Origin of the sequence: Saccharopolyspora spinosa NRRL 18395 (genome assembly GCF_000194155.1) — a bacterium.
GTDB lineage: Bacteria > Actinomycetota > Actinomycetes > Mycobacteriales > Pseudonocardiaceae > Saccharopolyspora > Saccharopolyspora spinosa.
On sequence record NZ_GL877881.1, the window covers coordinates 105,150 to 131,635 of the forward strand.

The 26,486-nt window shown below is 65.3% G+C and carries 33 protein-coding genes and 3 pseudogenes; 11 read left to right on the plus strand and 25 right to left on the minus strand.

What is annotated here, in order from left to right; all coding sequences use genetic code 11:
• Positions 1 to 209: 209 nt before the first annotated feature.
• From SSPN_RS62320 to SSPN_RS58815, 3 genes are read right to left on the minus strand one after another with little or no spacing between them, the layout of a single operon-like run.
• Positions 210 to 575, minus strand: coding sequence for a DUF397 domain-containing protein (locus SSPN_RS62320; protein WP_083822256.1), 366 nt, complete (start codon positions 573 to 575; stop codon positions 210 to 212).
• Positions 529 to 777, minus strand: coding sequence for a Scr1 family TA system antitoxin-like transcriptional regulator (locus SSPN_RS63085; protein WP_420188565.1), 249 nt, complete (start codon positions 775 to 777; stop codon positions 529 to 531). The genes SSPN_RS62320 and SSPN_RS63085 overlap by 47 nt, the downstream gene beginning before the upstream one ends.
• Positions 738 to 1,037 (minus strand): helix-turn-helix domain-containing protein, encoded by a 300-nt coding sequence (locus SSPN_RS58815; protein ID WP_010313729.1) that lies wholly within the window; start codon positions 1,035 to 1,037, stop codon positions 738 to 740. Before SSPN_RS58815 ends, SSPN_RS63085 begins: the two co-directional genes overlap by 40 nt.
• Before the next feature lie 53 nt (positions 1,038 to 1,090).
• On the opposite strand from SSPN_RS58815, the gene SSPN_RS0133810 reads away from it, so the two are divergent.
• A complete protein-coding gene (locus tag SSPN_RS0133810) occupies positions 1,091 to 1,432 on the plus strand; it encodes a hypothetical protein (RefSeq protein ID WP_010313731.1) in 342 nt (113 codons plus the stop codon).
• Between the two features lie 153 nt (positions 1,433 to 1,585).
• Here the strand turns inward: SSPN_RS0133810 and SSPN_RS0133815 are convergent, their stop codons facing one another.
• Together SSPN_RS0133815 and SSPN_RS0133820 are read right to left on the minus strand one after the other, a co-directional pair.
• Positions 1,586 to 2,092, minus strand: coding sequence for a hypothetical protein (locus SSPN_RS0133815; protein ID WP_010313733.1), 507 nt, complete (start codon positions 2,090 to 2,092; stop codon positions 1,586 to 1,588).
• A gap of 55 nt (positions 2,093 to 2,147) precedes the next feature.
• A complete protein-coding gene (locus tag SSPN_RS0133820) occupies positions 2,148 to 2,729 on the minus strand; it encodes a TetR/AcrR family transcriptional regulator (protein ID WP_010313735.1) in 582 nt (193 codons plus the stop codon).
• A 90-nt stretch (positions 2,730 to 2,819) separates the two neighbouring features.
• Between SSPN_RS0133820 and SSPN_RS0133825 the strand changes: the two genes are divergently transcribed.
• Entirely contained in the window at positions 2,820 to 3,248 is a 429-nt protein-coding gene (locus SSPN_RS0133825) for a DUF4267 domain-containing protein (protein WP_010313736.1), read from the plus strand.
• Positions 3,249 to 3,870: 622 nt separating this feature from the next.
• Here the strand turns inward: SSPN_RS0133825 and SSPN_RS0133830 are convergent.
• Positions 3,871 to 4,614 carry a MerR family transcriptional regulator gene (locus SSPN_RS0133830; RefSeq protein ID WP_010313737.1) on the minus strand — a complete coding sequence of 248 codons (744 nt, stop codon included), beginning with the start codon at positions 4,612 to 4,614 and terminating at the stop codon, positions 3,871 to 3,873.
• A gap of 3 nt (positions 4,615 to 4,617) precedes the next feature.
• On the opposite strand from SSPN_RS0133830, the gene SSPN_RS47095 reads away from it, so the two are divergent.
• Together SSPN_RS47095 and SSPN_RS0133840 are read left to right on the plus strand one after the other, a co-directional pair.
• Positions 4,618 to 5,133 carry a hypothetical protein gene (locus SSPN_RS47095; RefSeq protein ID WP_010313739.1) on the plus strand — a complete coding sequence of 172 codons (516 nt, stop codon included), beginning with the start codon at positions 4,618 to 4,620 and terminating at the stop codon, positions 5,131 to 5,133.
• Between the two features lie 529 nt (positions 5,134 to 5,662).
• Entirely contained in the window at positions 5,663 to 5,926 is a 264-nt protein-coding gene (locus tag SSPN_RS0133840; RefSeq protein ID WP_010313741.1) for a GlsB/YeaQ/YmgE family stress response membrane protein, read from the plus strand.
• Between the two features lie 178 nt (positions 5,927 to 6,104).
• Here the strand turns inward: SSPN_RS0133840 and SSPN_RS0133845 are convergent, their stop codons facing one another.
• The 14 genes from SSPN_RS0133845 to SSPN_RS47120 all read right to left on the minus strand — a co-directional run bounded on the left by SSPN_RS0133845 (position 6,105) and on the right by SSPN_RS47120 (position 13,864).
• Positions 6,105 to 6,428 carry a gas vesicle protein K gene (locus tag SSPN_RS0133845; protein ID WP_010313744.1) on the minus strand — a complete coding sequence of 108 codons (324 nt, stop codon included), beginning with the start codon at positions 6,426 to 6,428 and terminating at the stop codon, positions 6,105 to 6,107.
• Positions 6,421 to 6,657, minus strand: a complete 237-nt coding sequence (locus SSPN_RS47100; protein ID WP_010313746.1) for a gas vesicle protein — start codon at positions 6,655 to 6,657, stop codon at positions 6,421 to 6,423. The genes SSPN_RS0133845 and SSPN_RS47100 overlap by 8 nt, the downstream gene beginning before the upstream one ends.
• Positions 6,654 to 7,436 carry a GvpL/GvpF family gas vesicle protein gene (locus SSPN_RS0133855; protein ID WP_010313748.1) on the minus strand — a complete coding sequence of 261 codons (783 nt, stop codon included), beginning with the start codon at positions 7,434 to 7,436 and terminating at the stop codon, positions 6,654 to 6,656. Before SSPN_RS0133855 ends, SSPN_RS47100 begins: the two co-directional genes overlap by 4 nt.
• A complete protein-coding gene (locus SSPN_RS47105) occupies positions 7,429 to 7,893 on the minus strand; it encodes a gas vesicle protein (RefSeq protein ID WP_010313749.1) in 465 nt (154 codons plus the stop codon). The genes SSPN_RS0133855 and SSPN_RS47105 overlap by 8 nt, the downstream gene beginning before the upstream one ends.
• A complete protein-coding gene (gvpO, locus tag SSPN_RS50095) occupies positions 7,890 to 8,333 on the minus strand; it encodes a gas vesicle protein GvpO (RefSeq protein ID WP_010313751.1) in 444 nt (147 codons plus the stop codon). The genes SSPN_RS47105 and gvpO overlap by 4 nt, the downstream gene beginning before the upstream one ends.
• Before the next feature lie 10 nt (positions 8,334 to 8,343).
• A complete protein-coding gene (locus SSPN_RS0133870; protein WP_010313753.1) occupies positions 8,344 to 8,595 on the minus strand; it encodes a gas vesicle protein GvpG in 252 nt (83 codons plus the stop codon).
• A 2-nt stretch (positions 8,596 to 8,597) separates the two neighbouring features.
• Positions 8,598 to 9,392 (minus strand): GvpL/GvpF family gas vesicle protein, encoded by a 795-nt coding sequence (locus tag SSPN_RS0133875; protein WP_010313755.1) that lies wholly within the window; start codon positions 9,390 to 9,392, stop codon positions 8,598 to 8,600.
• Complete coding sequence (gene gvpJ / locus SSPN_RS0133880) at positions 9,389 to 9,811, minus strand: gas vesicle protein GvpJ (protein ID WP_010313757.1); 423 nt, start codon at positions 9,809 to 9,811, stop codon at positions 9,389 to 9,391. Before gvpJ ends, SSPN_RS0133875 begins: the two co-directional genes overlap by 4 nt.
• Positions 9,812 to 9,815: 4 nt before the next feature.
• Positions 9,816 to 10,538: an SRPBCC family protein gene (locus SSPN_RS60800; protein WP_237710887.1), complete on the minus strand. Its 723-nt coding sequence runs from the start codon at positions 10,536 to 10,538 to the stop codon at positions 9,816 to 9,818.
• A complete protein-coding gene (locus tag SSPN_RS60805) occupies positions 10,535 to 11,002 on the minus strand; it encodes a hypothetical protein (protein WP_010313762.1) in 468 nt (155 codons plus the stop codon). Before SSPN_RS60805 ends, SSPN_RS60800 begins: the two co-directional genes overlap by 4 nt.
• On the minus strand, positions 11,003 to 11,737 hold the full coding sequence (locus SSPN_RS47115; RefSeq protein WP_010313764.1) for a hypothetical protein: 735 nt from the start codon (positions 11,735 to 11,737) through the stop codon (positions 11,003 to 11,005).
• Between the two features lie 290 nt (positions 11,738 to 12,027).
• Positions 12,028 to 12,546: a hypothetical protein gene (locus SSPN_RS55770; protein WP_143539531.1), complete on the minus strand. Its 519-nt coding sequence runs from the start codon at positions 12,544 to 12,546 to the stop codon at positions 12,028 to 12,030.
• 266 nt (positions 12,547 to 12,812) lie between these two features.
• Positions 12,813 to 13,247, minus strand: coding sequence for a hypothetical protein (locus tag SSPN_RS0133900; RefSeq protein WP_010313769.1), 435 nt, complete (start codon positions 13,245 to 13,247; stop codon positions 12,813 to 12,815).
• Between the two features lie 194 nt (positions 13,248 to 13,441).
• Entirely contained in the window at positions 13,442 to 13,864 is a 423-nt protein-coding gene (locus SSPN_RS47120; RefSeq protein ID WP_010313771.1) for a hypothetical protein, read from the minus strand.
• Between the two features lie 1,710 nt (positions 13,865 to 15,574).
• On the opposite strand from SSPN_RS47120, the gene SSPN_RS0133915 reads away from it, so the two are divergent.
• Positions 15,575 to 16,870, plus strand: a complete 1,296-nt coding sequence (locus SSPN_RS0133915) for a helix-turn-helix transcriptional regulator (protein ID WP_237710888.1) — start codon at positions 15,575 to 15,577, stop codon at positions 16,868 to 16,870.
• Positions 16,871 to 17,183: 313 nt separating this feature from the next.
• Here SSPN_RS0133915 and SSPN_RS0133920 read toward each other — a convergent pair whose 3' ends face one another.
• Positions 17,184 to 17,741 (minus strand): hypothetical protein, encoded by a 558-nt coding sequence (locus SSPN_RS0133920; RefSeq protein ID WP_237710517.1) that lies wholly within the window; start codon positions 17,739 to 17,741, stop codon positions 17,184 to 17,186.
• Positions 17,742 to 19,354: 1,613 nt separating this feature from the next.
• Here SSPN_RS0133920 and SSPN_RS62325 point away from each other — a divergent pair.
• Positions 19,355 to 19,774, plus strand: a pseudogene (locus SSPN_RS62325) (SdrD B-like domain-containing protein); the annotation flags it as partial.
• Between the two features lie 41 nt (positions 19,775 to 19,815).
• On the opposite strand, the gene SSPN_RS60815 reads toward SSPN_RS62325, so the two are convergent.
• Complete coding sequence (locus SSPN_RS60815) at positions 19,816 to 19,980, minus strand: hypothetical protein (RefSeq protein ID WP_010313784.1); 165 nt, start codon at positions 19,978 to 19,980, stop codon at positions 19,816 to 19,818.
• On the opposite strand from SSPN_RS60815, the gene SSPN_RS60820 reads away from it, so the two are divergent.
• Positions 19,928 to 20,086 (plus strand): LPXTG cell wall anchor domain-containing protein, encoded by a 159-nt coding sequence (locus SSPN_RS60820; protein ID WP_237710889.1) that lies wholly within the window; start codon positions 19,928 to 19,930, stop codon positions 20,084 to 20,086. The genes SSPN_RS60815 and SSPN_RS60820 overlap by 53 nt on opposite strands.
• A 124-nt stretch (positions 20,087 to 20,210) precedes the next feature.
• Here SSPN_RS60820 and SSPN_RS63335 read toward each other — a convergent pair.
• The 3 genes and pseudogenes from SSPN_RS63335 to SSPN_RS0133935 all read right to left on the minus strand — a co-directional run.
• Positions 20,211 to 20,489 (minus strand): annotated as a pseudogene (locus tag SSPN_RS63335) (hypothetical protein); the annotation flags it as partial.
• A gap of 1 nt (position 20,490) precedes the next feature.
• Positions 20,491 to 20,865, minus strand: a pseudogene (locus SSPN_RS47130) (methyltransferase domain-containing protein); the annotation flags it as partial.
• A gap of 154 nt (positions 20,866 to 21,019) precedes the next feature.
• Positions 21,020 to 21,466, minus strand: coding sequence for a hypothetical protein (locus SSPN_RS0133935; RefSeq protein WP_148272079.1), 447 nt, complete (start codon positions 21,464 to 21,466; stop codon positions 21,020 to 21,022).
• Positions 21,467 to 22,031: 565 nt separating this feature from the next.
• On the opposite strand from SSPN_RS0133935, the gene SSPN_RS55775 reads away from it, so the two are divergent.
• Genes SSPN_RS55775 through SSPN_RS0133960 form a run of 4 tightly spaced genes read left to right on the plus strand, consistent with a single transcriptional unit; the run spans position 22,032 to position 26,340 of the window.
• Positions 22,032 to 22,727, plus strand: a complete 696-nt coding sequence (locus tag SSPN_RS55775) for a beta-ketoacyl-[acyl-carrier-protein] synthase family protein (RefSeq protein ID WP_143539529.1) — start codon at positions 22,032 to 22,034, stop codon at positions 22,725 to 22,727.
• Positions 22,724 to 24,454 carry an acyl-CoA dehydrogenase family protein gene (locus SSPN_RS47135; RefSeq protein WP_010313795.1) on the plus strand — a complete coding sequence of 577 codons (1,731 nt, stop codon included), beginning with the start codon at positions 22,724 to 22,726 and terminating at the stop codon, positions 24,452 to 24,454. Before SSPN_RS55775 ends, SSPN_RS47135 begins: the two co-directional genes overlap by 4 nt.
• A 12-nt stretch (positions 24,455 to 24,466) precedes the next feature.
• The gene (locus SSPN_RS0133955; protein ID WP_029535999.1) at positions 24,467 to 25,342 is read left to right on the plus strand and encodes an alpha/beta fold hydrolase; all 876 of its coding nucleotides are present in this window, start codon (positions 24,467 to 24,469) and stop codon (positions 25,340 to 25,342) included.
• Positions 25,339 to 26,340, plus strand: a complete 1,002-nt coding sequence (locus SSPN_RS0133960) for a zinc-dependent alcohol dehydrogenase (protein ID WP_010313799.1) — start codon at positions 25,339 to 25,341, stop codon at positions 26,338 to 26,340. Before SSPN_RS0133955 ends, SSPN_RS0133960 begins: the two co-directional genes overlap by 4 nt.
• Positions 26,341 to 26,486 lie beyond the last annotated feature (146 nt).

Consider the following 26,486-nt stretch of genomic DNA (forward strand, 5'->3'; position numbering starts at 1 on the left):
GGTCAGGGCGGCCAGGGACGCGGCGGTCAAGGCCGGGGCGGCCAGGGACGCGGAGGCCAGCGCGGTCAGCGCAACGACGCGCCCGCCGGATCGATGGCCGACGCCCTCCGCCGGGCGGGCTTCGGCAAGTAGGCGCGTTCCAGCTGGTAACGGGGCCGTGGGTCTTTTGGGCTGCGATAGCTGCCTAAGAGGCTCACGGCCCCGAGCCATCAGCGCTCGAACCGCCCCGTCTTGATAGCGGTGACGAACGACTGCCACTGGTCAGCGGTCGTGGTGAAGTACCCAGCAGCCCGGTCCTTCGTGTCCCGAACCGCCGCGCCGTAGGTGGTTGGGACGACCTCGACGCACGCGCTCACCTGCTGAGACCGGGAAGACTCCCGCCAGCTTCCCTCGATGCGCCCAACCTCGACGCACGCAGTCTTCTGCTGCAAGCGGCTAGATTTCCGCCAGCCGGCGGGCTCTAAGTCATGCCTTGCTCTCCATCTCCTCAGCAAGCTTGGCAATGAGCTTTGCCTGATTCCACCGGACTCATCGCCAGCTCGCACAGTCGCGACCTTCTTTGCGGAAGAGCACATCACGGCGACCTACCCTCGTCGCCACTCGTGCTTCGAGATCATGTCCGGGCACCACTCCCATGATCGCCCGCGCGTAGTCCGAGGTATGCAAAAGTCCTGCAATGATGCTCGTTTCGACGTCAACGATCCGCGTCGCGGTGCGCTCGAACTCGATGATCGTCGTCAGCTCGCGGCGGAGTCCACTCTTTCCGTCTCCAGCCAGTTCGGTTGATCAGCTCCACGAGCCATATCGACCAGCTCCGTGTACCTCTTTCCGGTTACGCCGAGCGTTGCCAGGATCTGGGCCACGTCTTCGGGTTTCGGCGACCGCGTACCTGTTTCGTAGCGCGACACCGACACGTAGCTGACGCCGATCTGACCCGCGAGTTCCTTTTGTGTCAGCCCAGCTGCCAGTCGGCACTCGCGGAGTTCGACGCCGAGGACATCGACAAGACCGCCGCAGCCCTCGAAGAAGTCGTCCACCTGCTAAGGGAAAACCGACCGACCACGGCCGCCCGAACGGAAGGAACCGCCTGATGCCACCGCTCTGGACCGCCCTGGCCTGCCTGCTCTCCCTGTTCCTCGGCATGACCCTGATGTACGTCTACCGTCGGCGCCTCCCACAACACGCGGGAGCAGGAGAAGGCGCGACGAACGTCTGGCAGCTGATCGACCACGTAGCAGCCGAAGCGACCAGAAACACCGTCCCAACAGGAAAGCACCACCTCCGAGAACCCCGCGAACCGGCCCACCAATCCGCACTGGAAAAGTGCTCGCACCGCATCCACACGGTCGTGACCGGAACTTCCCCGGCGTCCGCACTCAGCTTCCGGGCCGATTCCCTTGCGGCTGCGAGCAGTTCTTCAGTCACCCTGTGATCTCCAGGATAGTTTCGAGCAGCGCCGTCGCGTGGGAATCACCAGCGAGCCTAGACGAATTGGGGCGACGGCCGGTGCCGGTGCGCAACCTCGCCCGGCTTTCTCCGCGAGCAACAGCATGCTTCCAACAGCCCCGTCAGCAGGCACAGCCCACTACGTCAGGATCTCATCCAGCGCCGAGATGAGCAGTCCCGCCGCCAACGTCGCGACTGTGAACAAGAGCCGGCGAGAAATCCTTTCGTGGCACAATCGGGCTGCCGCGTACACCGACAAGCCGAGGAGCGCGACGCAATACCAGGACGCGATGTCCAGCGCGAGATCCAGGTTCAACGAGCTCGCGGTGGCGATGACCAGGAGAAAGATCGGGATTCCGGCGACCGCCACGACCGGCCAGTTTGCCGCCACGATCCCGGCCAATGCCTCCCCACGCCCGCTGTCCACCGCGATGCGCTGCGCCACCCCCTCGGAGTAGAGCCGGGCGATGAAGAGCACCACCGCTCCGCCCGCGATCGTCAGGGCCGTCTCCCCCGCGCCGTGGTGTTCGGCCGAGATGTAATCGAGTGCGGCCAGCAGCACCAGCGTCCCGTAGATCGCCTCGGCGATACGTCGGCCCCGGTCGCGCTCGACCACGTGCTGTTCGATGTTCGACCTCGCCGCCATAGCACTTGCACCCTCCTCCACAGCGTGCCAGAGCGGCTCGTGACGTCCCAGGGACTTATGGGCCGGTCTGGACGAACTGGTCGACTAGGAGGTCGAGGCGGGCCTTCTGTTGGCTGGTGCGGAGCCTGTCGCCGCGGGTCAGGGTGGCCAGGCCGTGCAGGGCGCTCCAGAACACCTCGGCGAGGGTTTCCAGATCGCGGTCCCCGGCCAGCGGTTCGAGCGCCGCGACGAACTCGCCGAACGCTTCCTTGAGCGCGGCCGGCGAGTCGGCTGCGCCGAAGGGGATGTCCAGGGGCCGCACGAACATCGCCTCGTAGAGCGCGGGACGGTCCCGGGCGAAGCCCAGGTAGGAGTCGGCCAGCGCGCGCAGGGCGACCTCGGGCGCGCGACGACTCCGGCGAGCCCGGCGGAGTTCGGCGGCGATGTCGGCGAACCCCTCGATGGCGACGGCGGCGATGATCGCGTCCTTGCCGTTGAAGTGGCTGTACAAGACCGGCTGGCTGTATTCGACCCGCTCCGCCAGCCGCCGGGTGGTAACGGCGTCCCAGCCTTCGGCCTCGGCCAGCTCCCGCGCCGAATCGACGATCAACCGGTGCCGCTCGGCCCGCTCCCGCTCCTTGCGCTCCTTGACAGACATGACGAAATGCTAGCACTGCTAGACAATCAAGCGAGGCTATTACTAGCGTCGCTAGAAAACAGATCGACGCTAGAACACCTGGAGTCAGTTATGACGCTGCGACGCTTCAACACCGGCCTGACCGTCCTACTCGCCCTCTTCGTGGTCTCCTTCGGAACGAGGTTCCTGATCGACCCGAACGGAGCGGCGGCGGGCTTCGGCATCCCCAACTGGCCGCAAGGCGACGCGGCAGGCTACTTCGCCATCAAGGGAGTGCGCGACCTCGTCTGCGCAATAGTCATCTTCACGCTGCTAGCGCTGCGCCAGCGACGCGCGTTGGCCTGGGTGCTGCTGGCGGACGCGATCATCCCCTTCGGCGACACGATCACCGTCCTCACCCACGGCGGCACCCCCGCCGCAGCCTTCGGCATCCACGCGGCCACCGGCGTCGTCGTGGTCGTGGCGGCAGTGCTCATGCTCCGCGAACGTCCGCTCCCCGCCGCCACCACGGCACCGACCCGCCAAGTCGCGACTGCGTAACCGCGCGGATGAAGGGCGGCGAAGGCACCTCTTGCCGACTTGCTCGACAAGATCATGAGCCGAGGACAAAACGGACCACCACGGCAGGGGAACAACATCCCATTCGCTGAGAAGCCGCCATGAATCCATAAAGGACACGTTCGGTGCGGCGACACGTATCGCCTGTTCAGGCCCCGTGAGTACTTTTGGGTGGTATAGCGGTTGTTTGGGGAGGTGCTGACGTGAGCGAACGGACCGTTAGTGCCGCCTATCGAAGCAAACAGGCCGTTCGCTCCACACCAGCAACCCGGGACGCACAGCAGAAGAACGGAGCGAACGGACCGTTAGTGCCGCCTATCGAAGTGAACAGGCCGTTCGCTTCACGCCAGTTAGCCAGGCACTGCTGACGTGAGCGAACGGACCGTTAGTGCCGCCTATCGAAGCAAACAGGCCGTTCGCTCCACACCAGCAACCCGGGACGCACAGCAGAAGAACGGAGCGAACGGACCGTTAGTGCCGCCTATCGAAGTGAACAGGCCGTTCGCTTCACGCCAGTTAGCCAGGCACAGCCTCTCCGGCGCACAAGAGCACTCACGGGCAGCTAGCTTCGCGAACGCCCGCGCGGATCGCGCGGATCGCGCGGTCAGGTGCCTTCGCCGGGCTTCTGGTCGTTCGCCAGCAGCTCCACCAGGCGGTCGCCGAGCACGCCCGGGATAACCCGCTCCGCCGAGCGCGCCGCGGCCGCGTTGAGCGCGGACATCACCAGCGGCCGCAGGCGTTGCATCACCTCGGAGTAGTAAGGAATCTCATCGTCGCTGGGCACCGGTCGGGTCAGCACGTGCTTGCGCACGACCTCGACGAGGATCTCGGCCACGTGGTCGATGTCCTTCTGCAGCTGCTCGGCGAGGTCCAGCACCTCGTTGAGTGGGACGCCGAGGCTGACCAGTTCGGCGCCGGCGTCCAGCAGCTGCGGGCTCGGCGAGACGAAGCTGCGACCGCGCCGCTCCAGCAGGCCCAGTTCGACCGACCGCTTGATGTTCAACGGGGAGAACTGCTTGCCGAACTTCTTGCGCAGCTCGCCCACCGTGACGGCGCGCGGCTCCTCCTCCGCCCAGGACGCGCCGACGACCTCCTCCAGCCCGAGCACTTCGCCGAGGCTGCGCCCGGACTCCCACGCCGCGATCATCTCCTTGATCTGCGCGAACGCGTACCCGCGCTCCAGCATGTTGATGATCAGCCGCAGTCGCACCAGATGGGCGTCGGAGTAGATCGCCGTTCGCGCTTCCCTGCGAGGCGGCGGCAGCAGCTCCCGGTCCTGGTAGACGCGCACGTTACGCACCGTCGTACCCGCAGCCCGTGCAAGATCGTCGATCCGGTATTCCACCACCCTATGAAGTCTAGTTCCTGTGTTCGAGACCTGCTGGGACGCCGACCGAGCGGGCGATGCGGCGACGGAATCTGCTGCAGCCGGTGGAATATCAGCGCGAGCGGGGGAGCTTGCCAAGGCCCCCGAAGCGCGTTCGCGGAGCCGCCCACGGGGCCGAATCGGGTATGGCAGCTGGACTTCAGTGAGTTCGAGACCACTACCGGTGGTGTATGGCGCATCGCCGGATGCGCGGACTACTACTCGAAGTACGAGTTCGGCCTGCACCTGGCCACCACCTGCAACGCCGGTGCTGCCATCGCCGCCGTCGAGGTTGCCATCACCGGGGCCGAGCGCCTCGCACGGCGGTGCCTCGCCGAGCAGCTCACCGACCCGGCCACCGGAAAGGTCAACCGAATCACGGCCTTCCCCAAGGACTTCGCAGTGTTCGCCAGTGCCCACCGCGAGCTCGCCTGGACTCGAGATCTGTACCCGATCCCCGCCCCGATGCCGTGGGAACACGCTGAACCGCTGAAGCGCTGAAGCGCTGATGCGTTGATGCGTTGATGCGTTGATGCGCCTGCACGTCGACCACACCTTCTTTTTCGAGCCGTAGCTCAGCGCCTCCGTCTTCCCACAGGACTGGACTCCCTGCATGGAGATCAGAAACTTACGATACTGGGGGTGGTCACCGCGCGTCCGACCGAATACTCACCGGCACCCAGACCCGACGGCAGGCCATGCAGTCGGCGTGGCAACGGCTCGTCAAAAGCGGCATCACCGCGTTCTACGACCGGTCGTAGAACGCCGCCTGGCCGAGGCAGAAACCGCCGAGCAGGCCGCCCCGGAGCCGAGCGGCAACGCTAGCGCGACTGACGCGAACGCTATAGGCAGGAACGCCAAGAGCGCCAGCTCGCCGAGCACGACCGACTGGTCGCCGTGAAATGTCCGAAGACGACGCATGCGCACACCCTCCCACCGCCTGAACCGATGCCCACATCCACTCACGAATACAACGATCCCAGTCTGGGAAACCCCATAGGTACTGAAAGACCTGAAGGAGGAGAGCACCGTGGGGATTCTTAGCTGGATCCTGTTCGGGTTGATCGCTGGCGCTATCGCCAAGTTCATCTTGCCCGGCCGTGACCCTGGCGGGATCATCGTGACCATCTTGATCGGCATCGTGGGCGGACTTCTCGGAGGCTGGATTTCAACCCGCGTAATGGGCGGCGCAGGCGTTAGCGGTTTCAACGTGATGAGCTTCGTATGGGCAATCATCGGCTCGCTCATCCTGCTGCTGATCTATCGGCTGATCATCCACCGTACCCGCGCATGAGAGCAAGATATGAAGGACCGCATCGCCCTGGTGGTGCGGTGCAGAGAACAGACCCGAGAGAGACCTCCAGGAGATGTCGTACCCGCTGACATGCGCAGGACATGTCACATCACCAGGGCCACGGCGTAGGCGACGAAGAAAGCCGCGCATCGCGATCAAACGGCGGTTTCCGTTGTGGTTAGTCATCGCGAGGAAGCAGCGGGCCGAGCGGCCCAAGGTCCAGGTTGAGATCCTCAACGGCGAAGCCGAAGCGGTCGCGGAGCTCGGCCATCGCCTCTTCGAGTTTCATCAGAGCCAGGCCCAGCTCTTCCACCTGGTCCTCGTCTAGCCCGCCTGCATCCACCCGGCGCAGGGCCTGCCGTTCCATCAACTGGCGCAGCAGTTCGATGATGGTCAGGACGAGCCGGACCAGGTCACGTTGGACCGACTCCGCGTCGGTTTCGATGCGGTGCGGCAGTCCCCGTTGCCTCTCGGGTCGGTGGTCACGCGAAGACTCACCCATCGTCGACCTGCTCCCACGAGTCGGCGTCCACCGTGACGTCGTGGATCGAGGTGATGATGGCTCGCAAAGACACCCGCACCAAGTCGACACCCGCCAGCGAGATGGTTACGTCGCCGGCCAGCACGACGCCGCCCGCCAACAACCGATCGAGCAGATCGACGAGTGCGATCTCCCGGGAGTCGCGAACTGTGAGCGGGCTGATGTCACGGCCCGCGCGAATCGCGCTCACCGCCGATCCGCACCTTCCACCATCGCGAACGAGTACGGGGCCCACGGCCCGGTCAGCTCGATCCGCAGGGCGCTTTCCGCGGCGATGCTCTCCACCGCCGCAATGAATTCCTCGGTGCGCGCCTCGTCCACCAGGTAGGCGTCGTTGAGCACCATCAGCCCCTGATAGCCCGCGAGCTCACGATTCTGCGGTGGGTGTACCCGGTTCGCATGAGACAGATCGCTGAGCGCAGCGTGGATCTCTTCGGCTTGCTGCCACGCATCGCGCTCCGCCTCGGCCTGTCCCTTCCGCCGTTCCCGGAGTTTGCCGAGGTATGCCTGCCCTGGCCGGTCCTGGGCCTCTCCGGGGCCCGAGGCGGTGGGCTCCCGCTGTTCCTTCCTGCTGACGTCAGCGAACGCCTTGACACCCCACTCGGCATGACCGGAGATGAGCTCCAGGACTTCGGCAAACGCGGGTCCGCGCTCCGCGAGTGCGGCCCGAACGCGATCATCGTTGTAGTAGACCGTGGCCAAGGCCAGCGGGGCGACAGGCGCGGCGGTGATGGCGGCCTCGACGACCCGGCTATGTGCCCGGACCGTCGTTTCCAGCCAGCGCATGTCTTCCAGGTTCTTGCGCAGACCTTGTTCGCCGAACTCCGCGGCGTCGACTGTGCTGACAAGTGCGGCAAGGCCACCGGAAGTGACCAGACGGACCTCCGACCCGGCGATTCCTGCCACATGCCCGGAAATGTCCACGCCCGCTCGCAAGATCGCATAGACGTAAGAGAGCGTTTCAGCCACGGCCCTGCTCCCTAGTGCTGCGTTCGCGCACCTCCCAATGGGGTTCGGGGAACGGCTCGTCCGCACCTTCCTCCAGCGCGGCCTCGGTCGTGCTGCGCCCGGATTCGAGCTCACGCACCTGTGATCGCAGCGACCGGTTCTCTTCGACCAGGTCGCGGTGGCCGGAGGACAGCGTGGGGTCGTGCTCCCACCAGTCGATCCCCATTTCGCGGGCGCGCTCTACCGAGGCTACGACCAGCCGGAGTTTGATCGTGAGCAGTTCGATGTCCAGCAGGTTCACCTGGATGTCACCGGCGATGACGATGCCCTTGTCCAAGACCCGTTCCAGTATGTCGGCAAGGTTCGCGGACTGCGGCTGTGTGGACGTCGCTCGCTCGCCGTACCACGTCGGTGCGCGTGCGCCGCCTCCTCGCACCGCAGGAGCGGTGGCCCGGTCGCTGCCGTCATAGCCGTTCATCGTTCGTTGCCTCGCCCTCTGGCATAGCGGTCGACCCGGCGGTAAGAAACGAGATCACCGTCATCGTCCAGTTCTGCCTCGTACACGGCCAAGATGTCGGCCGTGTCCGGAACCCGGCGGCTCTCGACCACCTCGACACCCACGACCCAGCCCCTTTCGGACCGCTCAAGGGACGTGACGCCTTCCGGCTGTCGACCGGTCAGCTCGTGCACTTGGCGTACGGCCAGCCGGGCCACCTGGGCCGCTTTGAGTGAATGCTGTGCTTGCGCTTGGCCTTTGTCATCGTCGCTGGCGTGTTCCTGGCGCGCCCGCTCCGGCTTCCGGCCCTTCTCCGGGCTGCTTCTGGTTGGCGGCGTCCTGGATTCCGCCTGCCGCGCGGGGTTGCGCCGACGGCGCTCCGCCGGCGGCTCGCGATCTCCTGATCCGTCGCGCCGCGCCATAGCCACCAGGTCACATCTCCTCTCCTCGACGTCTCCGCTGCGACTCGAACAGCCTGTTCAGCAAGTCTTCGTGCAACCGGTCGCGTTCCGAGTCGGACAGGCAACCGGCCGCGTAGGCATCGTCGACGTCCGCAATCTGGCGCTGGATCAGCGCAGGGTCGTAATACTGCTGCTCCGCGTGCTGCTTCACCTGTTCGGCAACCCATGCGACACCCCGTACTGGTGCCAGGGGCAGAGTGAGAAGCCCGGTGATGAGTCCCATGTTCAGGCTCCCGGCAAGAAGTCGTAGGGCGCGAGCGGACCGATCAAGCGCAGGCCGATCCGTCCCGCCCACCGCTCCCCCAGTTCGTCCACGGCTCGCTCGAACTGCGGGATCTGCTCGCGATCGACTAGGAACGTGACGTGCACGGCATCGTCTTCGGCTGCGACCGCATGTGAAAGTGAAGCAGCGGAGGCCGGTTCGAGCGAGGCCATCAGCGTCTCCGCGTCGGATTCGCGTTTCTGGGCGACGGCGTTGCTGACCAGTTCACCCAGCCGCAAGCGCTCTGCGTAGCCCGCGTCTTCGGGCAGTCCGCCGAGATCTTCGCGCAGTTGCTGGACCTCGGGCACTTCATCCACGATCTCGCGCAGATGCGCGCTCTCCGCGTATCTGCCCCGAACGGTGAACTGAACGAGTCCTTCGAGTTCGGTGAGCATGGCCTCGAAGTGGTCGTGATGGGGGTCCAGCAGCTCCTCGACGACCGCATTCTCAGTTGTCACGACCGAACCAAAACGCATCGGTATCACCGTGGTTTCGGCGGCGAGGGTGTCGAGGACACGCTCGTGCGCAACCAGATCCGCACGGGTGCCAAGCGGTCGAACCAGCCGCACCTCGCTGATCAACGCGGAGAGTTCGCCGCGCGAGGCCAGCACCACCTTGGCCTCGTCATCCCCGACGGAGGGAAGCTCGTCCGGCAGCTCTTCTCGGCGACCGACGATGCCGTAGACATACACGGCTTTCTCGACGTCGCCTGCTGGCTCGGTCCGGACATCCTCGGGGCGCCTCGCGCGCGTGGTCATCGTTCACGCTCCCGATCCCGCAGTTCCCTGCGTTTGATGGGCTGCTTCTCCCGCTTCGCCGCCTGATCGCCACTCCGGAATTCGTCGAACTTGTCCTTGGCAGCGTCGATCACTCCCTTGGTCTTGCCTTCGACGGTGCTCTGCGTCATGCCCTCCACCAGCTCCGGGAGGTCCTTGCCGCCCTTCTGCTCCAGGTCAAGTCTGTTGGTCGCCTCGGCGAACCGCAGGTAGGTGTCTACACTGGCCACTACAACCCGCGCATCGACGGTAGCAATCTCGATTCCCACCAGGGAAACCCGAACGAAGACGTCGATGACGAGTCCCTTGTCCAGGATAAGTTCGACGACTTCCGCCAAGTCACCCGACGATCCGCGCTGCACCGGCGATCCGCCGCCCCCTTGCATGCTCGCGACCGTCATGTGATCACCTTCTCCGGCTGGACGTCACCGCTTCGCGGCGCCGTCGGCCGCGCTGGTCTTCTTCTTCGCGGCCTTCGTCCTCGTAGTACGCCTCCTCGCCTTCACCCTCGTACTCCTCGGCTTCCGGCTCTTCGCCGTAGTCCGCCTCCTCCTCTTCGTCGCCGTATTCGCCCTCCTCTTCTTCCTCTCCGTATTCCTCTCCTTCCTCTCCTTCGTCGCCGTATTCGCCCTCCTCACCGACCTCGCCGGCTTCGCCGTACTCGCCCTCGTACTCTTGCGGCTCTTCCTCAGGGCCGTACTCCGCTTCTTCTTCGCGCAAAGCCTCTTCGTGGGTCTTAACGACCTCACGGTCTCGGATCTCGCCACGCCACCCTTCGACCGCTTCCGGCTCCAAGATCGTCCGCGTCATCAGGTGCCGCTTGATGTACTTGAAGTCGGCGCGAACACGGCGGCCTTGCGCGCGCCACATGTACGCGGTCTTCTCGAAGAACCCTTGCGGGTAGTACTCGATGACGAGCAGGATCCTGGTCATGTCCGGCGCGAGCTCGTGGAAGGTGACGGAGCCGTCCACTGTCCCCTTCGCGCCTGTTGAAGTCCACACGATCCGTTCGTCGGGAACCTGTTCGACGATGGTGGCTTGCCAGCTCCGCTTCGAGAGGAAGATCTGCGCCTGCCAGTTGACCTTTTCGTCTGACTCCTGATCCACGCTAAGGACTTTCTTCGTCATGCTCGGGAAATCCTCGAATCTGGTCCACTGGTCGTACACGACGCGAACACGACGCGAATCGGCAGCCCAACATCATTGTGCTCAATGATGTTCACCACCTTGGATTTCCCCTTCTTCCCTCCCTTTCCGCCGCCCATGCCCAGTGCACCTTTGACTTTTTCCGTCATACCCGTCAAACCGGCCTTCAGCGCCGACTTGACCGGAGATCCGCCTGCTGCCAGTTCCTTGCTGCCCGTGACCGCTGCCATCAGCCCGGCGCCACCGTTCTCCGCCGATTCGGTCAGCCGTCCGGCCATTTCTTCGACCTTGTCGCCGACTAAACCGGCTGCACGCTCCCCGGCCGACATCAGTAGCTCCTTGGCGCCGGCCTTCAATGGCTCGAGCGGCAGTTCTCGCAACAAGCCACCCGATCTAGATTCGCGATTTTCGCTGGACGGTTGCGCCATCGTCATCACCCAGCCCACTCAAGACGTCTTCTTAGGACCAGACGGCTTGGACCTCGGGGGCGCCGCCTGCTTGCGCTGGCCGTGCCCCGGCGAACCGACGCTCCGGCTCGCTGCCCGGCCGCTCGAACCACTGGAGGACTTGGCCGCAGACGTCGCCCTGCCCCGCGCACTGGCTTGCGACGTCCTCGTGGTTTCCCTCTTCTCGGTGGCAGACCTCGCCCGCCGACCGCTCAGGGGTGTGGAGCGTTCGGGAGCGCGGTGGCGTTCCGTCCTGCCTTCCGAGGGCTGCTCCGCAGCCTGTTCTTCGTCGTTTCCGCCGGACTCGGTCTCGTCCTCGTCGGCCGCGGGAGTCCCTTCCGAGCTCGTCCTTCGCCGGATCGCCTTTTCGCCGAGGCTGGTCACTTCTTTCCCGGCACTCGAAAGCTGCTCTCCGGCCCCTTCGACGTTGACCGCACGCAAACCGGCGGCACGCTTCGTCAGATTGTCACCAAGCGACTCGATCTTGCTCGTCGCCGCCGCCAGCGCCGCTGATTTGGCCGCGTCCAACAATCGCTCTCGCGCCTCTCCCGTAAGCTTCTGCACCTCTGGAGACGCTCCCAGCAGTTTGCTGCCTTTGGCCACCAGTTCCTTGGGATCCGTGAAACGTCGTCCCGCCAACATCCCCGCGGCTGTGATCGCGAGCTTCATCTTGCGACTGCGCCCGAGCGCATAGCCGACGGCTACTGCCAGCGCGATTTGAGGTCCGGATTTCATAATCAGCTCCCTGCCCGAACAGCCGGGCGGGCCCGTTGCCCGCAGTCACGATCAACTCACGCAACCGAGTGCAGCCAGGGTTCGACGCTCCTACCGTACATATCGATCAAGCGTCGAAGCCCGATCAGCCGACTACCACGACCATCTCGCCAGGCTACCCGCCCACTGGACACAGGAAACCCCAGCCGCAGGTCGATTTCATGATCGAAACTGCTTTTGAAACGCATCACCCTATGCCATCGCGGCTGTCCCTCACGATGGAATATCGTTGCCTGGACTCGAAATCGAGATCACCGGACCAGTCCGGCCTCCCGGAGTTCCTCGTCCACGATCCCACTCACCCAGTCTCGAAGGTGCCAGGAAGGATCTGAGGTGTCGTGCTCGTGGAGATCCCGGCGATGCGCCTCCTCATCGCCCGGCTCCACGGATTCGTCATCCGCTGGCACTGAGCCTATGGTCAAACCGATCAGTGCGCTCAGCAAGCCTCGGCCGGCTGCGAACGTCGCCAAAGTGCTCCGCGTCGGCGGTTCGGGTTTAAGGCTGCCCAGCAGCAGTGCGTCACCGATGTCGGTCGCCACGCGACCTACTACGGCCAGTCGCAACGGATTCGGGCTGGGAGCGAAGGCCAGGGCCAGTCCCGACACAACGTCTCGAGCGCCGATGCCTCGGCAAAGCGCCGCCATACCTGGGGAAGTTTTTCCGGCCGCGTCGGTCAGTCCGCATGGAACGGCCAGCGTTTCTGGACGAACAACGATGGTCGCACCAAGTGCGGCCGTACCGATACCGAGCAGGCGAGGGAACCACGTCATGGCGCCGCCTCCCTTCTCCGAGGTGCGGATGCCTCTGCCGTACAGACCTTCTTGATCGGTGGAGCACCTCACAGGCCCGCTCCACCGACGCACGAACACCGTACTCACCGACCAGTATGCGCTTGCCTTGCAAGACGAAGATGAAGGAGGTGCGGTCGCCGCCCGGTGCTTGCACGGTGGTGTTGATGGCCGAGGTCCACTAGGCGAACCCCTCCTGACCCAGACCTTCCGGCACCCGAATTAGATGACCGTGGCTTGGTAACGGGTCAGTGTTCGACCCCCTTCTCCGCTGCCTTCTTCTTCGCTCTTGCCTTGGGTGCCTCGCGTGCGGCCGGGATAGCACCCTCTGGCGGAACGATTGTCTCGTCCGTGCTCTCGCCTAGCGACACAGCTCCTTCCCCTGGCGGGCCTTCGCCAGCCGGTTGCTCGGCTTCGCTGGTTTCGAGCGTGACCGAGCGGGTCATGCGATAGGCAGCGTAGGCGGCGCCGGCCCCGGCCATAACGCCTGCAGCAGTCAGACCTGCGCGTTGAAGTTGTAGCTTTCTTTGATTCGAGGCTGCCCGCCGGCGGGCAGGTCCCATGATGGTCAGTTTCTTGCGCGCCAGCAGGCGCGCGAGGCGCAAGGCGGCTTTGCCCATGCGCCAACGGCCCAGCAGGTAGCCGATGAAAGCCGCCAGGTACACCTTGATCCGGACCAACATAACGCCCCCTCCCGATGCCAAAGCGCGGTATGCGCGCCCCGCTCTTCCGTTTCCCAGCGTTCAGCGCGATTCGTCATGGTTTCCCGGCACAGTCAGTCGATGAAGGTTCAAGCGCTGGTAGCGGCGATGACGATGGTCTGCGCTCGGAAAGCGACCGCGATGTGCGGGCCATACAACTCTGAATCACCCCACTATCAACGTAAAGCAACAAGCTCCTCATTGCGTCGCAGTCGCATCGTCCTGATCACCACAATGATCAGGAACAACAAGAGCAGCACAAGCAACACGGGCCCCAGCAGTAGGACGAGGACAAGACCAAGGACCAGGAGAACCTTGACCTTGACGCTCAGTCCGGCGACGGCGGCCTTCACCGCCGGCCACAACGGGTGCTTCCCCCTAATGGCTGCGGAAACCCCAGCCAGTCCAGATTGCACGCTCGGCGAACCGCTCGCCGAGTTGGCTAGCTTGTCCAACCAGGCCGGAACCTTTCGGCGTAGCACCTCGGAGCCCTTGACCAGCAGGTCGCGGACGATCCGCCCAGCGGCCTCCCGTAGCCATCCGACCAATCGGGCCAGGAATTTCCGAGGCCTGGCCCCGGCCTTGCCCAGCGAAGCCATGCATCGAGGTTACCCCACGGGGTGGCTGTCGATAACCGATCCACTGCCCAACCGTCCGGTGCGGCGACGGGCACAAGTCGTTCACATCACGTGGTTTCAATCGCCGGGACTGGGGAACACCGAGCGCAACAACTCGGACATGGCCGAGATCGAGTTCCCGCTCTCATTGGGCGGACGCGATCTCCGGCAATGTGATTAGCGCCGGAGGTTGCGATGACTCGGATCAAGGTGTTTCTGGCGACCGTCGTCGGTTACGTGCAGAGGTGGTTGGCGAAGCTTGAGCTGCGAATGACCGCCCGCAAGGTGATCCGGGAGCTTCGGCGGCTCAACCCTGGTCCGCTCGTCCACACCGTGGGTGGGAAGTTGCGGAACGTCCCGCTAGTCCGCGGGCGGACCCAGTCCGATTTGAAGCGCGCTGGTCGGACCGTTTCCGACGCTGCCATCCTGCCTAAGTCCCGCACTGGACAAGTAACGAAAAAGATTGGCGAATCCGGTAGTGAGGGGCGGCTCGGACGGCTGCGCACCGGCGTGACCCGCAGTATCGGGGCGGTCTTGTCTGCAACAGGCGGCGCCCTTACCCGGGCCGGTGAGAGGCTGAAGGGCTCCGAAGCCGGCGCTCGAACCCAGACCGATGCCGACATGATCCCGCAAGCCAAAGGTGCTGCAAAGGAGCCCCGGCCGGCGCGGGGGGCCAACCGGAGCACATCCGGTCCGCGCACCGAGAAGACACGTACCAAGAACACACCGGAAGAAACCGGTTCCCACGATGCAACAGCGCGCGGGGCAGGAGAGAGCGGCAAACCGGTTCGCAAGCGGCGCAGCCCGATGCAGGCACCACGCCCACCCGCATCCGGCAAGAGAAGCACCCAGCACGAGTAGCGCTCGCATAGCGCCGATCCTGTCTTCGTGCCGTGCGCACTGGTAGTGACCAGCGGTTGCCGCGATGGCCGACGAAACCGAAGCCCGCACCGCACCAGCCGGACGCGCTGAACGTCGACAGACGCAGGCTGGGAAGGCGGCCGACGTGAGTACCTGGGCCGATCTTCCACCCTCGGTGGGCACGGCTTACGTTCTCGGTCAGCATGGCCGGAAGTTCGCTTGCGGTTCGGCGCAGACGAGGCCACCGCGACGATCTGGCCGCTGATCGTGGACGCTGCCGATGGAGGGGCACCCACATTCCATACGGCGTTTGAGGTCCCGCCGCCCACACCGCCACGCAAACCAATCTGGAACTGCTCCTTATCTGATCAAGATGAGCGCTCCTACCCGATCGGGCGGCATCAGTCCCGATCGGGTGACATCAGTGGCGGATTTCCCGTAGGTCACTCGCGCGAGGACCCAGTACCTCATACTTATGAGTGAGATTTATCGGCTTGGTTCGGGGAAGGGCGGAGGACGGTGCCGGACAGCACTCAACCCGCTCGTGTCTCAGTAGCCGATCTACCGGAAGCGTTAGCCAGGACCGCCGAGGGCCGCGACTGGACCGCACTCGAAGCCCTGTGCGACCAGCACATCCTCGCGGTTGAGGGCGAACTCGCCGCTCGGCTACTTCTCGTGCTTAGCCAGGTGCCGGACGAGGAGCTGCGCGCACGACCGCGCCTGATGATCTCGTGGATCTGCGCATACCACGCGGCGAACCAATCAGACGTCAGCGAGCTCCGGCCGTTCCTGCGCCACTACACAGAACTCGGTACTCGCCTGGCGGCGACGATGGACATCGCGGGCGAGACTTCGGTGGCGACACTGGTCGCAGTCGGCACCGCGGCGATGATCGGGTTACGCATGCAAGGGGCGTGTGCCGAGGCCGAGGAGTTGGGACAGCGCCTGACCACCCGCGCGGCGCAACTCAGCCCGCTGCCCGGCGTCGATGTGGTACCGCGCACTGGCTGGCTTCCCATGCAACGTGGTCTGACGCGTTCGTTGATGGATGACTTTCCGGCCGCGGTCGAGTTGTACCGCCACGCGTATGAGCACGCGACGGTCGAGCCGCTAACGGCGGCCACTGCCCTCAACGCGACGGCAAATCTCGCCATGATCTTCGCCGATCTTGGGCACGGTGCCATCGCACGACAATGGCTTGACCGGATGCGTGGCTTCGCATCGCCGTCCAAGCGGGTCCGGTTCCTGCTCACCGTGGGTGGGACGATAGCCGAGGGCTGGGACGCGCTGGACCGCTACGACGAGGCGAGCCTCGCGAACAGCCTGGAGATCACCGGTGACGGCACCAAACAGCTGGAAGTCTGGCCCTTCGTAGCGGCGCTGGTGTTTGCACACGGGCTGTATCTCGGCGATCGGGTGACGTCGCTGGCCCATCTCGGCACGCTCCGGCTCAGCCACGCGCCCGCGCTCATCAATCAGGGCACCGCCGTGCGGGTGATGCGACGCGCCCAAGTCGAGCTGCTGATCGCCACCGGCCAGGCCACCCGCGCACTCCGGTTGATCAAGGAGGCGGACCCGCAAGCGTCGTGGCTCACGCTGCCTGCCGCCCGGCTCCGCCTGCTCAACGGCGAATACGAGGCGGTCCGCGCGATAGCCTCGCGTATTTCATGGCACGAAACCACCTCGCGCCGGGACTCCCGGCAGATGCTGCTCCTCAGGGCGATCGCCGCGCTGCGGATGGGCGACAAGGAAGAGGTCAACCGGGCAGTTCAGCTGATCAGCCACGTGCGCACCCCCGATGAAGTACTCTCGCTCGCCTCGTTGTCGCCGGCCGATCGGGACGACCTGTTCCGGCTGGCCAGCATCCCCCTGACCGATGAGGCAGCACAGCGACTGGCGCTGGCCCGGCCGGTGTTCCCGGAACGCGTCCAACTAGTCGAACTGAGCAACCGCGAGCAGGTGGTACTCACCGAACTGGGCGCGGGCCTGACCATCGCGGAGGTCGCGCGCAAGCTCGTCGTGTCCGTCAACACCGTGCGCACGCAGGTGAAAAGCGTCTACCGCAAGCTAGAGGCGTCAAGCCGCGAGGACGCGCTGATGCGGGCTTACGAGCTTGGCGTACTCTGACGTCCACTATGGATTCTGATTCACCACTGTCCACTGTGGTCGAACCGCCCAGTGAAACAGCGTGGCACCAAGCGGGTGTTGTTGGTCGAAACCGGGGAAAATCAGGAAGGTCGCGTTGGCCGAAGGCGGCCGGCGGTATCCCGTTCACCGATGTGGCTGTGCCCGACGCGCAACCACAGTTCCCGAACGCCACCACCACCGGCGCCACGACCGTACCGGCCGTACCGGCGCTACCGGACACCGCAACCATCCCTCTGCCGTCACCATCACTGCTCGCCGGCAGTGCACTGGTGCACACATCCTGAGCAGCGGGCTACGGCGGCGGGCTGACGCCGGGTACCGGCCGAACCGGAACATATTCCCCGGTGCCGAAATCGATGACCACCGGCTGCGGCTCGGACGCCACATCGACCTGAACCCGATACATGGTCCCATCCGAGCCGATCCAGTAGCGCACGCTGCCCGCCGTACCAGGCTTGGCACCAGCGTCCGGCCCGGTCATGACGTCCACCTGATGGCCGTCCAACCGATCCTGCCCAGTCCAGGTAGCACCGTTCTGCGGCAGTAGCGCGGCGTTGTCAGGCCGGTCACTGCCGAGACTGAGCGCAATGGCCAACGACGTGTCCAGCGCACTACCGGTCGTTTGCAGCGAACGGCTATACCAACCCGACCCGGGCGGCGATGCCGGTGCTGCCGCCGGGATGTTTGCCATCGGGTGGACAAACACCGTGGCACCCGTCCACTCGATCAACCCGCCGCTGGACGTATCGCGCCCGGTGCCGTGCACCACGCCATAACCGAGTCGGGCGCGGTAATCGATGGACCCTGTGACGACCAACCCACCAGCGGCACTCGGCACAGTGATCGTCACCGCGCGACCCCCCGCCTGGTAATTGCGAAACCGCGTAACCGCCAACCGGTTCGCCTCATCCGAGGACACAACACGTGGACCGGTAGGACCTGAACCGTTACCAATGACCAGAAACGCGACCACCGCCGCACCCGCAATGCCAATAACCGCCGCCACCCAGCGTGGCCGCAGCCATCGACGCAGGCCAGCACCGCACCGCAGGAAACCTTGCCGGACTCTCATGCTCCGCACGCGGCGCGACGCTAACAGGTCCGGCGATTCACCCCCTAATTCACCCCGGTTTTTGGTGTATATGCGGTGCACCGTTCTGGTTGTATGGGCCGGTTCTTGTTCGCCTGACAAGGGGACAGCTATAGCTATGAACCGAGCCGGTAGAAGATTCAGCCGGACAGCCGGGAAACGTACGGGCCGGCTGGCGGGTGTGGGGTTATCCGGGCTGTTGCTGATAGGAAGCGCGACAGGCCCGATGGTAGGGGCGGCCGGGGCTTCAGCGGCTGACGGCACACTGACGGTCGAGGTGCTGCGGGATTTCTTTGGCACCGGGGTGATCAACACGACAATGGACGTGCCGCAGCAGGGTATGAAGGTTGACGTTACCGACCCGGCTGGCCATCACGTCACCGGCATCACGGATGCCACCGGAAAGTTCGTGGTGTCTTCCCGGTATTTCGTGCCGATCCAGAATGGTGCTAGTGGGACCGACACCCGGGCGTTGGTGGCGTTCGGAGTGAACACCCGGGGTTCGTGTCCCAGCGACGTGGCGTGCCCGACCACGCTCGCCACGCAATCCCAGGTGGGCACGACTTTCGGGCCGAGTTCGCCCGGCGGTACGCCCTGTACGGGCCGGATGGCGGTGACGCCATCTACACCGTGCCGACCAAGGGCGGAAGCGCGCCGAACCTGTTCGCGAAGGTGCCGGGCGCCACGGTGACGCCGCACGACACCGCGAACATGATTAAGGATGCCGGGTTCACCGACGCGCCGGGCAAGGAGAGCATCGGTGGCCTGGCCCTGTCGGAAGACGGCGAGACGCTGTACGCGGTGAATCTGCTGGCACGGGCTCTGGTGAGCTTCGATGCGACCGGGGACACCGCATCACGACCCGAAGCGACGGTGCGAATCCCAGACCCGGGTTGCGCGGCGCCCACCGACTGGCGGCCGTTCGGGCTTGAAACGCACAACAACACGCTCTACGTCGGTGGCGTGTGTTCCGCGGAAAGCACCCAGAACCGGGCGGACCTGAAGGCTGTCGTCTACGCCTACGACGGCAAGCAATTCAGCACGGTGCTGACCCACCCGCTTACTGCCGAGCGCGGTGCCGTCTTTGCCGGTAGCCCGAGCGGGGGACAGAACAACCACTGGAACCCGTGGAACACCGACCTGTCAAACTGGGACAATTTCCGCGCTGGCAACGCCTTCATCGATCCCCAGCCGGAGTTGGCCAGCCTCGCCTTCGCCCGTGACGGTTCGATGATCCTGGGTTTCCGCGACCGGTTCATGGACGTCCTCAGCGCGAGGGGGCTGGATCCTCGGCCGGGCAACGACACCCCGGAACTCGGCATGTCCGGTGGTGACATCAACATGGCCTGCGCCAAGCCCACCGGTGGATACTTGTGGGAAGGCACCGGAAACTGCCCCAACCACGCGAAATCCGCCACCGACGGCGGCCAGGGCAATGGTGTCGTCGAATACTTCCCGGGCGAGTTCTTTTCCGGCGGGCACCAGGAAACCGCGCTGGGCTCGGTGGCCTACATTCTGCGACGATCAACCTGTTGGACGCCAGCGGCAAGCAAGTCGCCACGACCAAGACCGACGCCGCCGGCGAGTACTACTTCGGTGGGGTCGGCGCCGCCTACGAGCTCACACCGGGTGCGAAGTACACCGTGCAGTTCGACGTGTGTACCGCGAACACCAGCGAGGTGCCAGACCAGCCGCCGGCAACCGAGCTGCGGTTCACACTCCCAACGGCCGGTGAAGACCGGGCACATGACTCCAACGTGATCCCGCCGACCACCGGGCAGCTGTGCAACGGATACGCACCTGTCACGGCGCCCGCCAACCCAGGAGGAGTCGATCACACGATCGACGCCGGCGTGTACATCCCACAGGCACCGCCGACGTCCCCGCCGCCGACGTCCACACCGCCACCGTCCACGCCGCCGGCCTCTACGCCTCCGACGACCCCGATGCCTCCCACGCCACCCCCATCCAACACGCCGACGGACTCGCTGGCCGACACCGGTATTTCCGGCCTGCCAGAGTTGATCTTCCTCGGTGTAGTGCTCCTCGGTGCGGGCGCGGCATTCGTGTTCGTAAGCCGGAAGCGTCGCGCCAGGCAACGCTGAAAACCGGGTGATCTGCCCGCCTGCGATCCGCCACTGGCGCGGGCGGGCAGACCACGCCTGGTTGAGCTCCGGTTCTCGCCTTGACCGTCGGCATCTGGTCGTTGGTGACCACGATCGCCACGCCCTGCTTCGCGACCGCGTAGACCGCACCCCCACCCGTCTGCTGGTATCCGCCCTGCCAGCCGGGGGGTCGGTCGCAGGATTGCTGCTGTCCACGGGTGCCGCGTGATTCACCAGAGCGGTCGCCACGGCGGGTTCGCCGACGTATCGGCGTCAGTTGTCCGCGAATTTCGAGCGTCACTTGGTGGGCAGAACCATGATCAATGTGAAAATTGACGTCGGTTGCTACCTCGACGCTGGCGCGTGGCCCGGTGTCGGCGTACTCGTGAATGTGCTCAGCCATGTGTGGTCACGTTGCTGATGGTGTTGAACACCAGATAGACCATCGAGAACTGACCGGCCACCCGCGTCGTCGTCATATCGCCGATCGTGACCTCGACCGCATCGCCGTCCGGCTTGCTCGCGATCCGCGCCGCCATCGCCAGGCTCAGCTCGATACCGTTCACCGGCACGCCGCGAGCTGCCAGCGGCGTGGCGATGTGCCCGGTGCCAACGGCGAACTCAAGTACCGGGCCGTCGGCCAGGTCTTCGAGGACGTCCACCGCGGGCGTCACCACCTCGGGCACGTTCGCACCGCCCGGGGCGTCATAGCACGCGGCCACGCTCTCGGGGAACCAGCCGTCCGCCGGTTCATCTCCCGCGTTCGCCTCACCGATCACGGTCGCCGACGCTACGCCCGCGACCGTGCACTCCTCACCCCATTTTTGCCCCTACACCCTGCACACCGCAGATGAGCTTCTCGACGACATGCTTGGCTCCGCGCAGGGCTGACAACTTCCTCGCCTTCCTGCTGCTTCCGGTAAACGCCGGGCACTACGCAGGACTCGCCGCCGAGCGGCGCGAACGTGTCCGCGCATCGCACAGCACCAGCTGATCTTTCCGTGTCCGCAACATCGGCCGAATCCATACACCGCCCCGCCGGACGTGCCGAGGAGTAGGGTTTACCAGGTCGACAGAGTCGGCTGGCTGCATTGGTTCGGTCACCACGAGGTGCGCTTCGATCTCCGCACCCGGCAGGACCAGAGCATCATCAATCCGGTGGTATTCGCGCAGCACATCTTCGATCTCGCTGAGTTCGCGGTCCACGACCGGCGTCCCGCTTGGCCGGGAGCAGCAGCGCCGGTACTCATCGAACCAGTACACAAGCGGGCAACACGCGATGGGCAGACGGGCAAACCATCCGCCGATCGCATCGGCTTGAGGGATACTGGAGAAGTCATTATCAATACCGGCAAATGCCATCACGGACACCAGATACAATGACCTGAGACACCCACTGCGATACCTGCTTGCCTTCATATCGACATGAGATCGCGAACTAGCGCAGCGTGGACGGCGAGAAACCGTAGACACAGACGGTATTTCTGGTTGGATGCGGCGCATGAAAGACGATCATGAAAACCGGCCCTGGTGTTTCCTGGCGCAGGGGCCTGTTTTACGGATCCCTTCGCACACTATTCGCGAGGACAGTGTATCGCCGCGGAACTCACCGATGAGATCGATGCGGTCTGCGCCACCTATCAGTGGCCGTCCGCCTTTTCCGTCACGGACCAAGATCCGGCCCATGACAGGTGGTCACACGTGGTCGAATCACAGGAGGAACAGTGATTCCTGGAACTCCCCTTGGAGGTGGTGACGCCGGAGGTGGACCTGAAAGCGGAATTCGGTATGGACGCCTTGCAGCAACGGCTCGTTCTGCACCGCGCTGCCGTACGTTGGGAACTGGCGAAGTTGCCGGAATGTTCCGCTCCGGCGGCGCTCACACCTCGTTCGGTACCGATATGCCGCGCCATGCCGACACCGTGATCGAGAAGGCCATGAACCTATGTTCATGGAGCCGGTCTGCTTGGTCGGGGCGGGCGTGGTAATTCCCGGCTGCGAAGGAATCGAGGATCTCTGGCGACGGGCGCAGGATGGCCCACCGGTGTTTGGCTTCCCGGACAAGTCTCGTGGCTATGAGGCACTGTCATCAGCGGATCCGGATGCGCCTGGTCGCGCTTACGACCTCAGATTCGGAGAAGTGCCCGCCACTTCAGCGACCGGCTCGACTAATGGGCAATCCTCAATTGAACGCGGCGATCTTCAAACCGAAGCCAATCACGAACTGGACGTGGCCCTCGCCGCCGACATGGTCCTCGACGGCATTGTGGAACGTCTGCCCGCTGGCCGCGCTGAAGCGCGGAACAAGATCCGGCAACTGCTACCGGAGGCGGACCCGTGCGTGGCCTCGCCGCACGGGAAGTTCTCTCTGTACAAAGAGACCAAGCGAGCGGTGCAGGGAATTCTCCCGGAGGGCACCCCGAAACTCGTAGTTGACGATATCTGCCAATCCGGCCTGTGCACCTTTCCCGCCACCGTGGGTGAACGGCCGCTGGCTGGGCCCTACCCAACTGGCACGGTCCCCGTTGAAAATGCCCGATTCCCACGAATCGAGAGGATTTCGATCACATGGCCGCAACTGCAGTCCCTCATGGGCAACATCTCTTTACCCATGCCCATGCCACGGAGGCGGAACGGTTGACTGCCCTGGACGTGGAACAGGACGCCTCCGCCTACCGGCGGACGATGCGTGACCTGCTGCGGCAGGAGTTGTTCGATCCGCGGCTGCGTGACGATCTGTCCCTACGGGAGTACATGGACCTGACCATCGACCGGATGAAAGCGATCTTCCGGGAGGGGCTCGTCGACAACGACATGTGGATGGGCCAGTCCCGGGAGCACGCGTTCCGGTCCATGTGTGAGGTGATGGGCCTGACGGGCGCCTTCGATTTCGCGCTCACCTCGACCATCACCGATCACCTCATCGCGGGGAGCGCGCTGTTCAACCACGGCACCCCTGAGCAGGTCGCCCGGTACCACGACGAAATCACGCGGATGCACCAGGTCTACGCGTTCTGCTGCACGGAGATCGGCGGCGGTACCAACCTGCGGGAGATCCGCACGACGGTCTCCTGGAATCGTGCGGAGCAGAGTCTCACGCTCGACACCCCCACGGACGCCGCCTGCAAGTTCTGGATCGGAAATATCAAACACGCCGCGACCGTCGGCATGGTCCTGGCCCGCCTTGTCATCGACGGCGAAGACGTCGGCCACCACTGGTTCCGTGTCCCGCTGCGGAGCGAGGAGAACGGTCCTCCCCTGCCAGGTATCACGATCCTGTCGTGCGACCCGAAGGGAGGTATCCAGGCCAACCAGGTCGGCGGTGCCCGCTTCACCGGGGTCCGGCTCCCCCGTGAGGCGCTGATGGGGCGGTACTCGCGCATCGACGCGGGCGGACGTTTTTCCAGCACGCTTCCCGATGTCGGCGCCCGCTTCGTGAAATCCATCGAGACCTTCGTCCAGGAACGTATCTTCCCGCTCAGCGCCGGAGCACGAGCCGCCGAACTCGCAGCTCACCTCACCTGGCGGTTCGCCGGTCACCGCGAAACCCGCAGCACGCCTACCCGCAGGGTCCTCCTGGACGAGCCGCTGTTCCTGGACCGCCTGTATCCGGTTCAACTGCGCTGCCTCGCGCTGCGCCTGCTGGAACGCGCCGTCGTCAGGGGCGTCGAACGCGACTGGCACACCGACTCCGGCCGTAAAAACATGCACCTGCTCACCGCGACCGGAAAGTGCGGCTCCTGGCTGGTCCTGGACGTCCTGGCCGCGTGCCGCGAGATGTGCGGGTCGCAGGGGTTCCACTGCCACAACCAGATCGTCACCCTGCGGACCGACTTCGAGGTCAATGTGACCTTCGCGGGCGACAACTCTGTGATGGCCTACCAAGTGGCGCGCACTGCTCTGCGTTCGGACCGGTTCGCCTCACGCCCGCCTGGGACACTGCCAGAGCGGGTCGAGAAGGAGTTGACCGAGACGTGGCGCAGCCGTCCGGGCGGATCGTTCACCCATGCCGAGGCCGTCACGCTCGTTCACGCCCGCATGCTCGACCTCATCCTGAGCGAGTACGACGCCGACCCGCAGGTGCCGCAGCAGATCATGGACGACCTGGTAGCCGATTTCGCCGCACACCGGCTGCAGGAACCGCACCGGCCGGTGTCGGCCGACAGGGAAAAGACCGGCCTCCTGGCCGAGTTACTCGCGCCCCTGCCCGAACTCGTCACCGCCCCAATGGTCGACGACGGCTACCTGACGGAACTCACGTCCCCAGCGCGGGCCGTAGGAATTCCCCTCCCAGCGCAGCGGGCCGTGGGAACTCCCCTCCCAGCGCATGGGGCCGCAGGAATTCCCCTCCCAGCGCAGGGGAGGTAAACCGCCGTGGCGATGCATGCGCGGGAAGAGACGCGGATGGTGGGCGGTCTGCGGTTCCATGTACGGCGTGCTGGAGAGGGTCCGCTGATCCTGTTGCTCCACGGATGGCCGCAGACCAGCTACGCCTGGCGCCGCGTGCTGCCCGTCCTCGCACGGGACCATACGGTCGTCGCGCCGGATCTGCGCGGATACGGGGCGTCCAGCCGGCCCCGCGGCGGCTACGACAAGCGGAGCATGGCCGCCGACATGAGCGGACTCATGCACGAGCTCGGCTACACGCAGGCTGTTGTGGTCGGGCACGACCGGGGCGCACGCGTGGCCCACCGGTGGGGACTGGACCGGCCGCACGAGATCAGCCGCCTGATACTGCTCAGCGTCGTACCGACGCGGGAAATGTGGCGGCACATGGACGCACGGGTCGGGGCCGCGTACTGGCACTGGCTCTTCCACCTCGTCCCCGACCTCCCCGAGTTCCTCACCGAAGGAAAAGCCGGGGAGTACGTCCGGTTCATGCTGGCCGCCGGAGCATTCCAGCGCGAGGCGTTCACTGAGGCGGACCTGCGGCACTACGCGGAAGCGTACGCACAGCCCGGGGCGCTTCGCGCGAGCTTCGACGACTACCGCGCCGCTCGCCATGAGGATCTGGAAGCCGACGAGGCCGACGCGGCTGCGGGCCGCCGCCTGACAATGCCCGTGCACGTGGCGTGGGGCGCCGAAGGGCTGGTGGGGACACTGCCCGTACTCGACCTGTGGCGGGACTACGCCGCCCGGCTTGAGGGAGCGCAGATCGCCTCCTGCGGGCATTTCCCGGCCGAGGAGCAGCCGGACGTACTGGTCGCCCGGATCCGGGCGTTCCTGGCCGCTGACAAAACCGTGGAGGAGAATTGAGGAAGCTGGTCATCACCGAGAATCGCCGGCTGCGCCTCGCGGAGGTCGAGGAACGCGAGCCGGAGCCCGGCTGGGTACGCGTGGACGTGGCGTTCTGCGCCATCTGCGGTTCCGACCTGCACCTGCGGGAGATGCCGCACGTTGTCCCGGCCGGCGCGGTTTTAGGACACGAAATCTCCGGGCATGTCGCCGCACCGGGCGGGGAGCGGCTGACGGCGGGGCAGGCCGTGGTGGTGTGGCCGAAAGCGGGCTGTGGGGACTGCGACGACTGCCGGGTAGGAGACAACCACCTGTGCGCTGTACAGCCCTGGCGGCTGAGTTCCCTCGGCCTGGGCACACGCCCCGGCGGCTACGCCGAAGCCGTTGTCGTCCCCGAGCACACGGTGTACGCGGTGCCGGACGGTGTTCCGCTGGAGCACGCGGCGCTGACGGAACCGCTGTCCTGCGCGGTCCACGCGGTCGACCGCTCCGGAATTTCGGCAGCGGATACTGTCACGGTCCTCGGAGGCGGCACGGTCGGCTTCCTGCTGGCGCACGTGCTGCGGCTACGGGGAGTCGAGGACGTGCGGGTGGTGGAACCGCAGCCCGTACGGCGCGCACGTTTGGCCGCGACCGGGATCACCACCGTGGATGTCGATGAGCGGGGCCCGGACGCAGACGTGGTGTTCGAGTGCGTCGGCTCGGTGACCGCGCTCATGGACGCGGCCCGACGCGTGCGGACACGGGGAACGGTCGTCGCACTCGGAGTGAACGAGCGGCCCGCAGAACTGGACTCGGTCGCCCTCATCACCAAGGAGATCCGGATCGTGGGCAGCTTCGCCCAGAACAGAGGCGCCTTCGAGGCGGCCTTGGAGCTTCTCGGAGGCGGCCGTGTCCCGGTCGAGCGGATCATCACCGACGTCGTCCCCCTGGACGCCGGACCGGTCTCAGCGATGATGGACGCCCTCACCGGACGGCCCGAAGACCACCAGGTGGTCATGATCGCTCCCGGCGGGTGACGCCGAAGAGGGTGGGCAGGAGGACTCGGGCTCAGCCGTCTCCGCCAGCTACCCGGGCGTTCCCGTGCCGCTTGGGGCAGCTTCCGGTTCGCGGGATCGGGACCGAGCAGGATCGCTCGGTCCCGATCCCGCGACGAGTCGGCGGT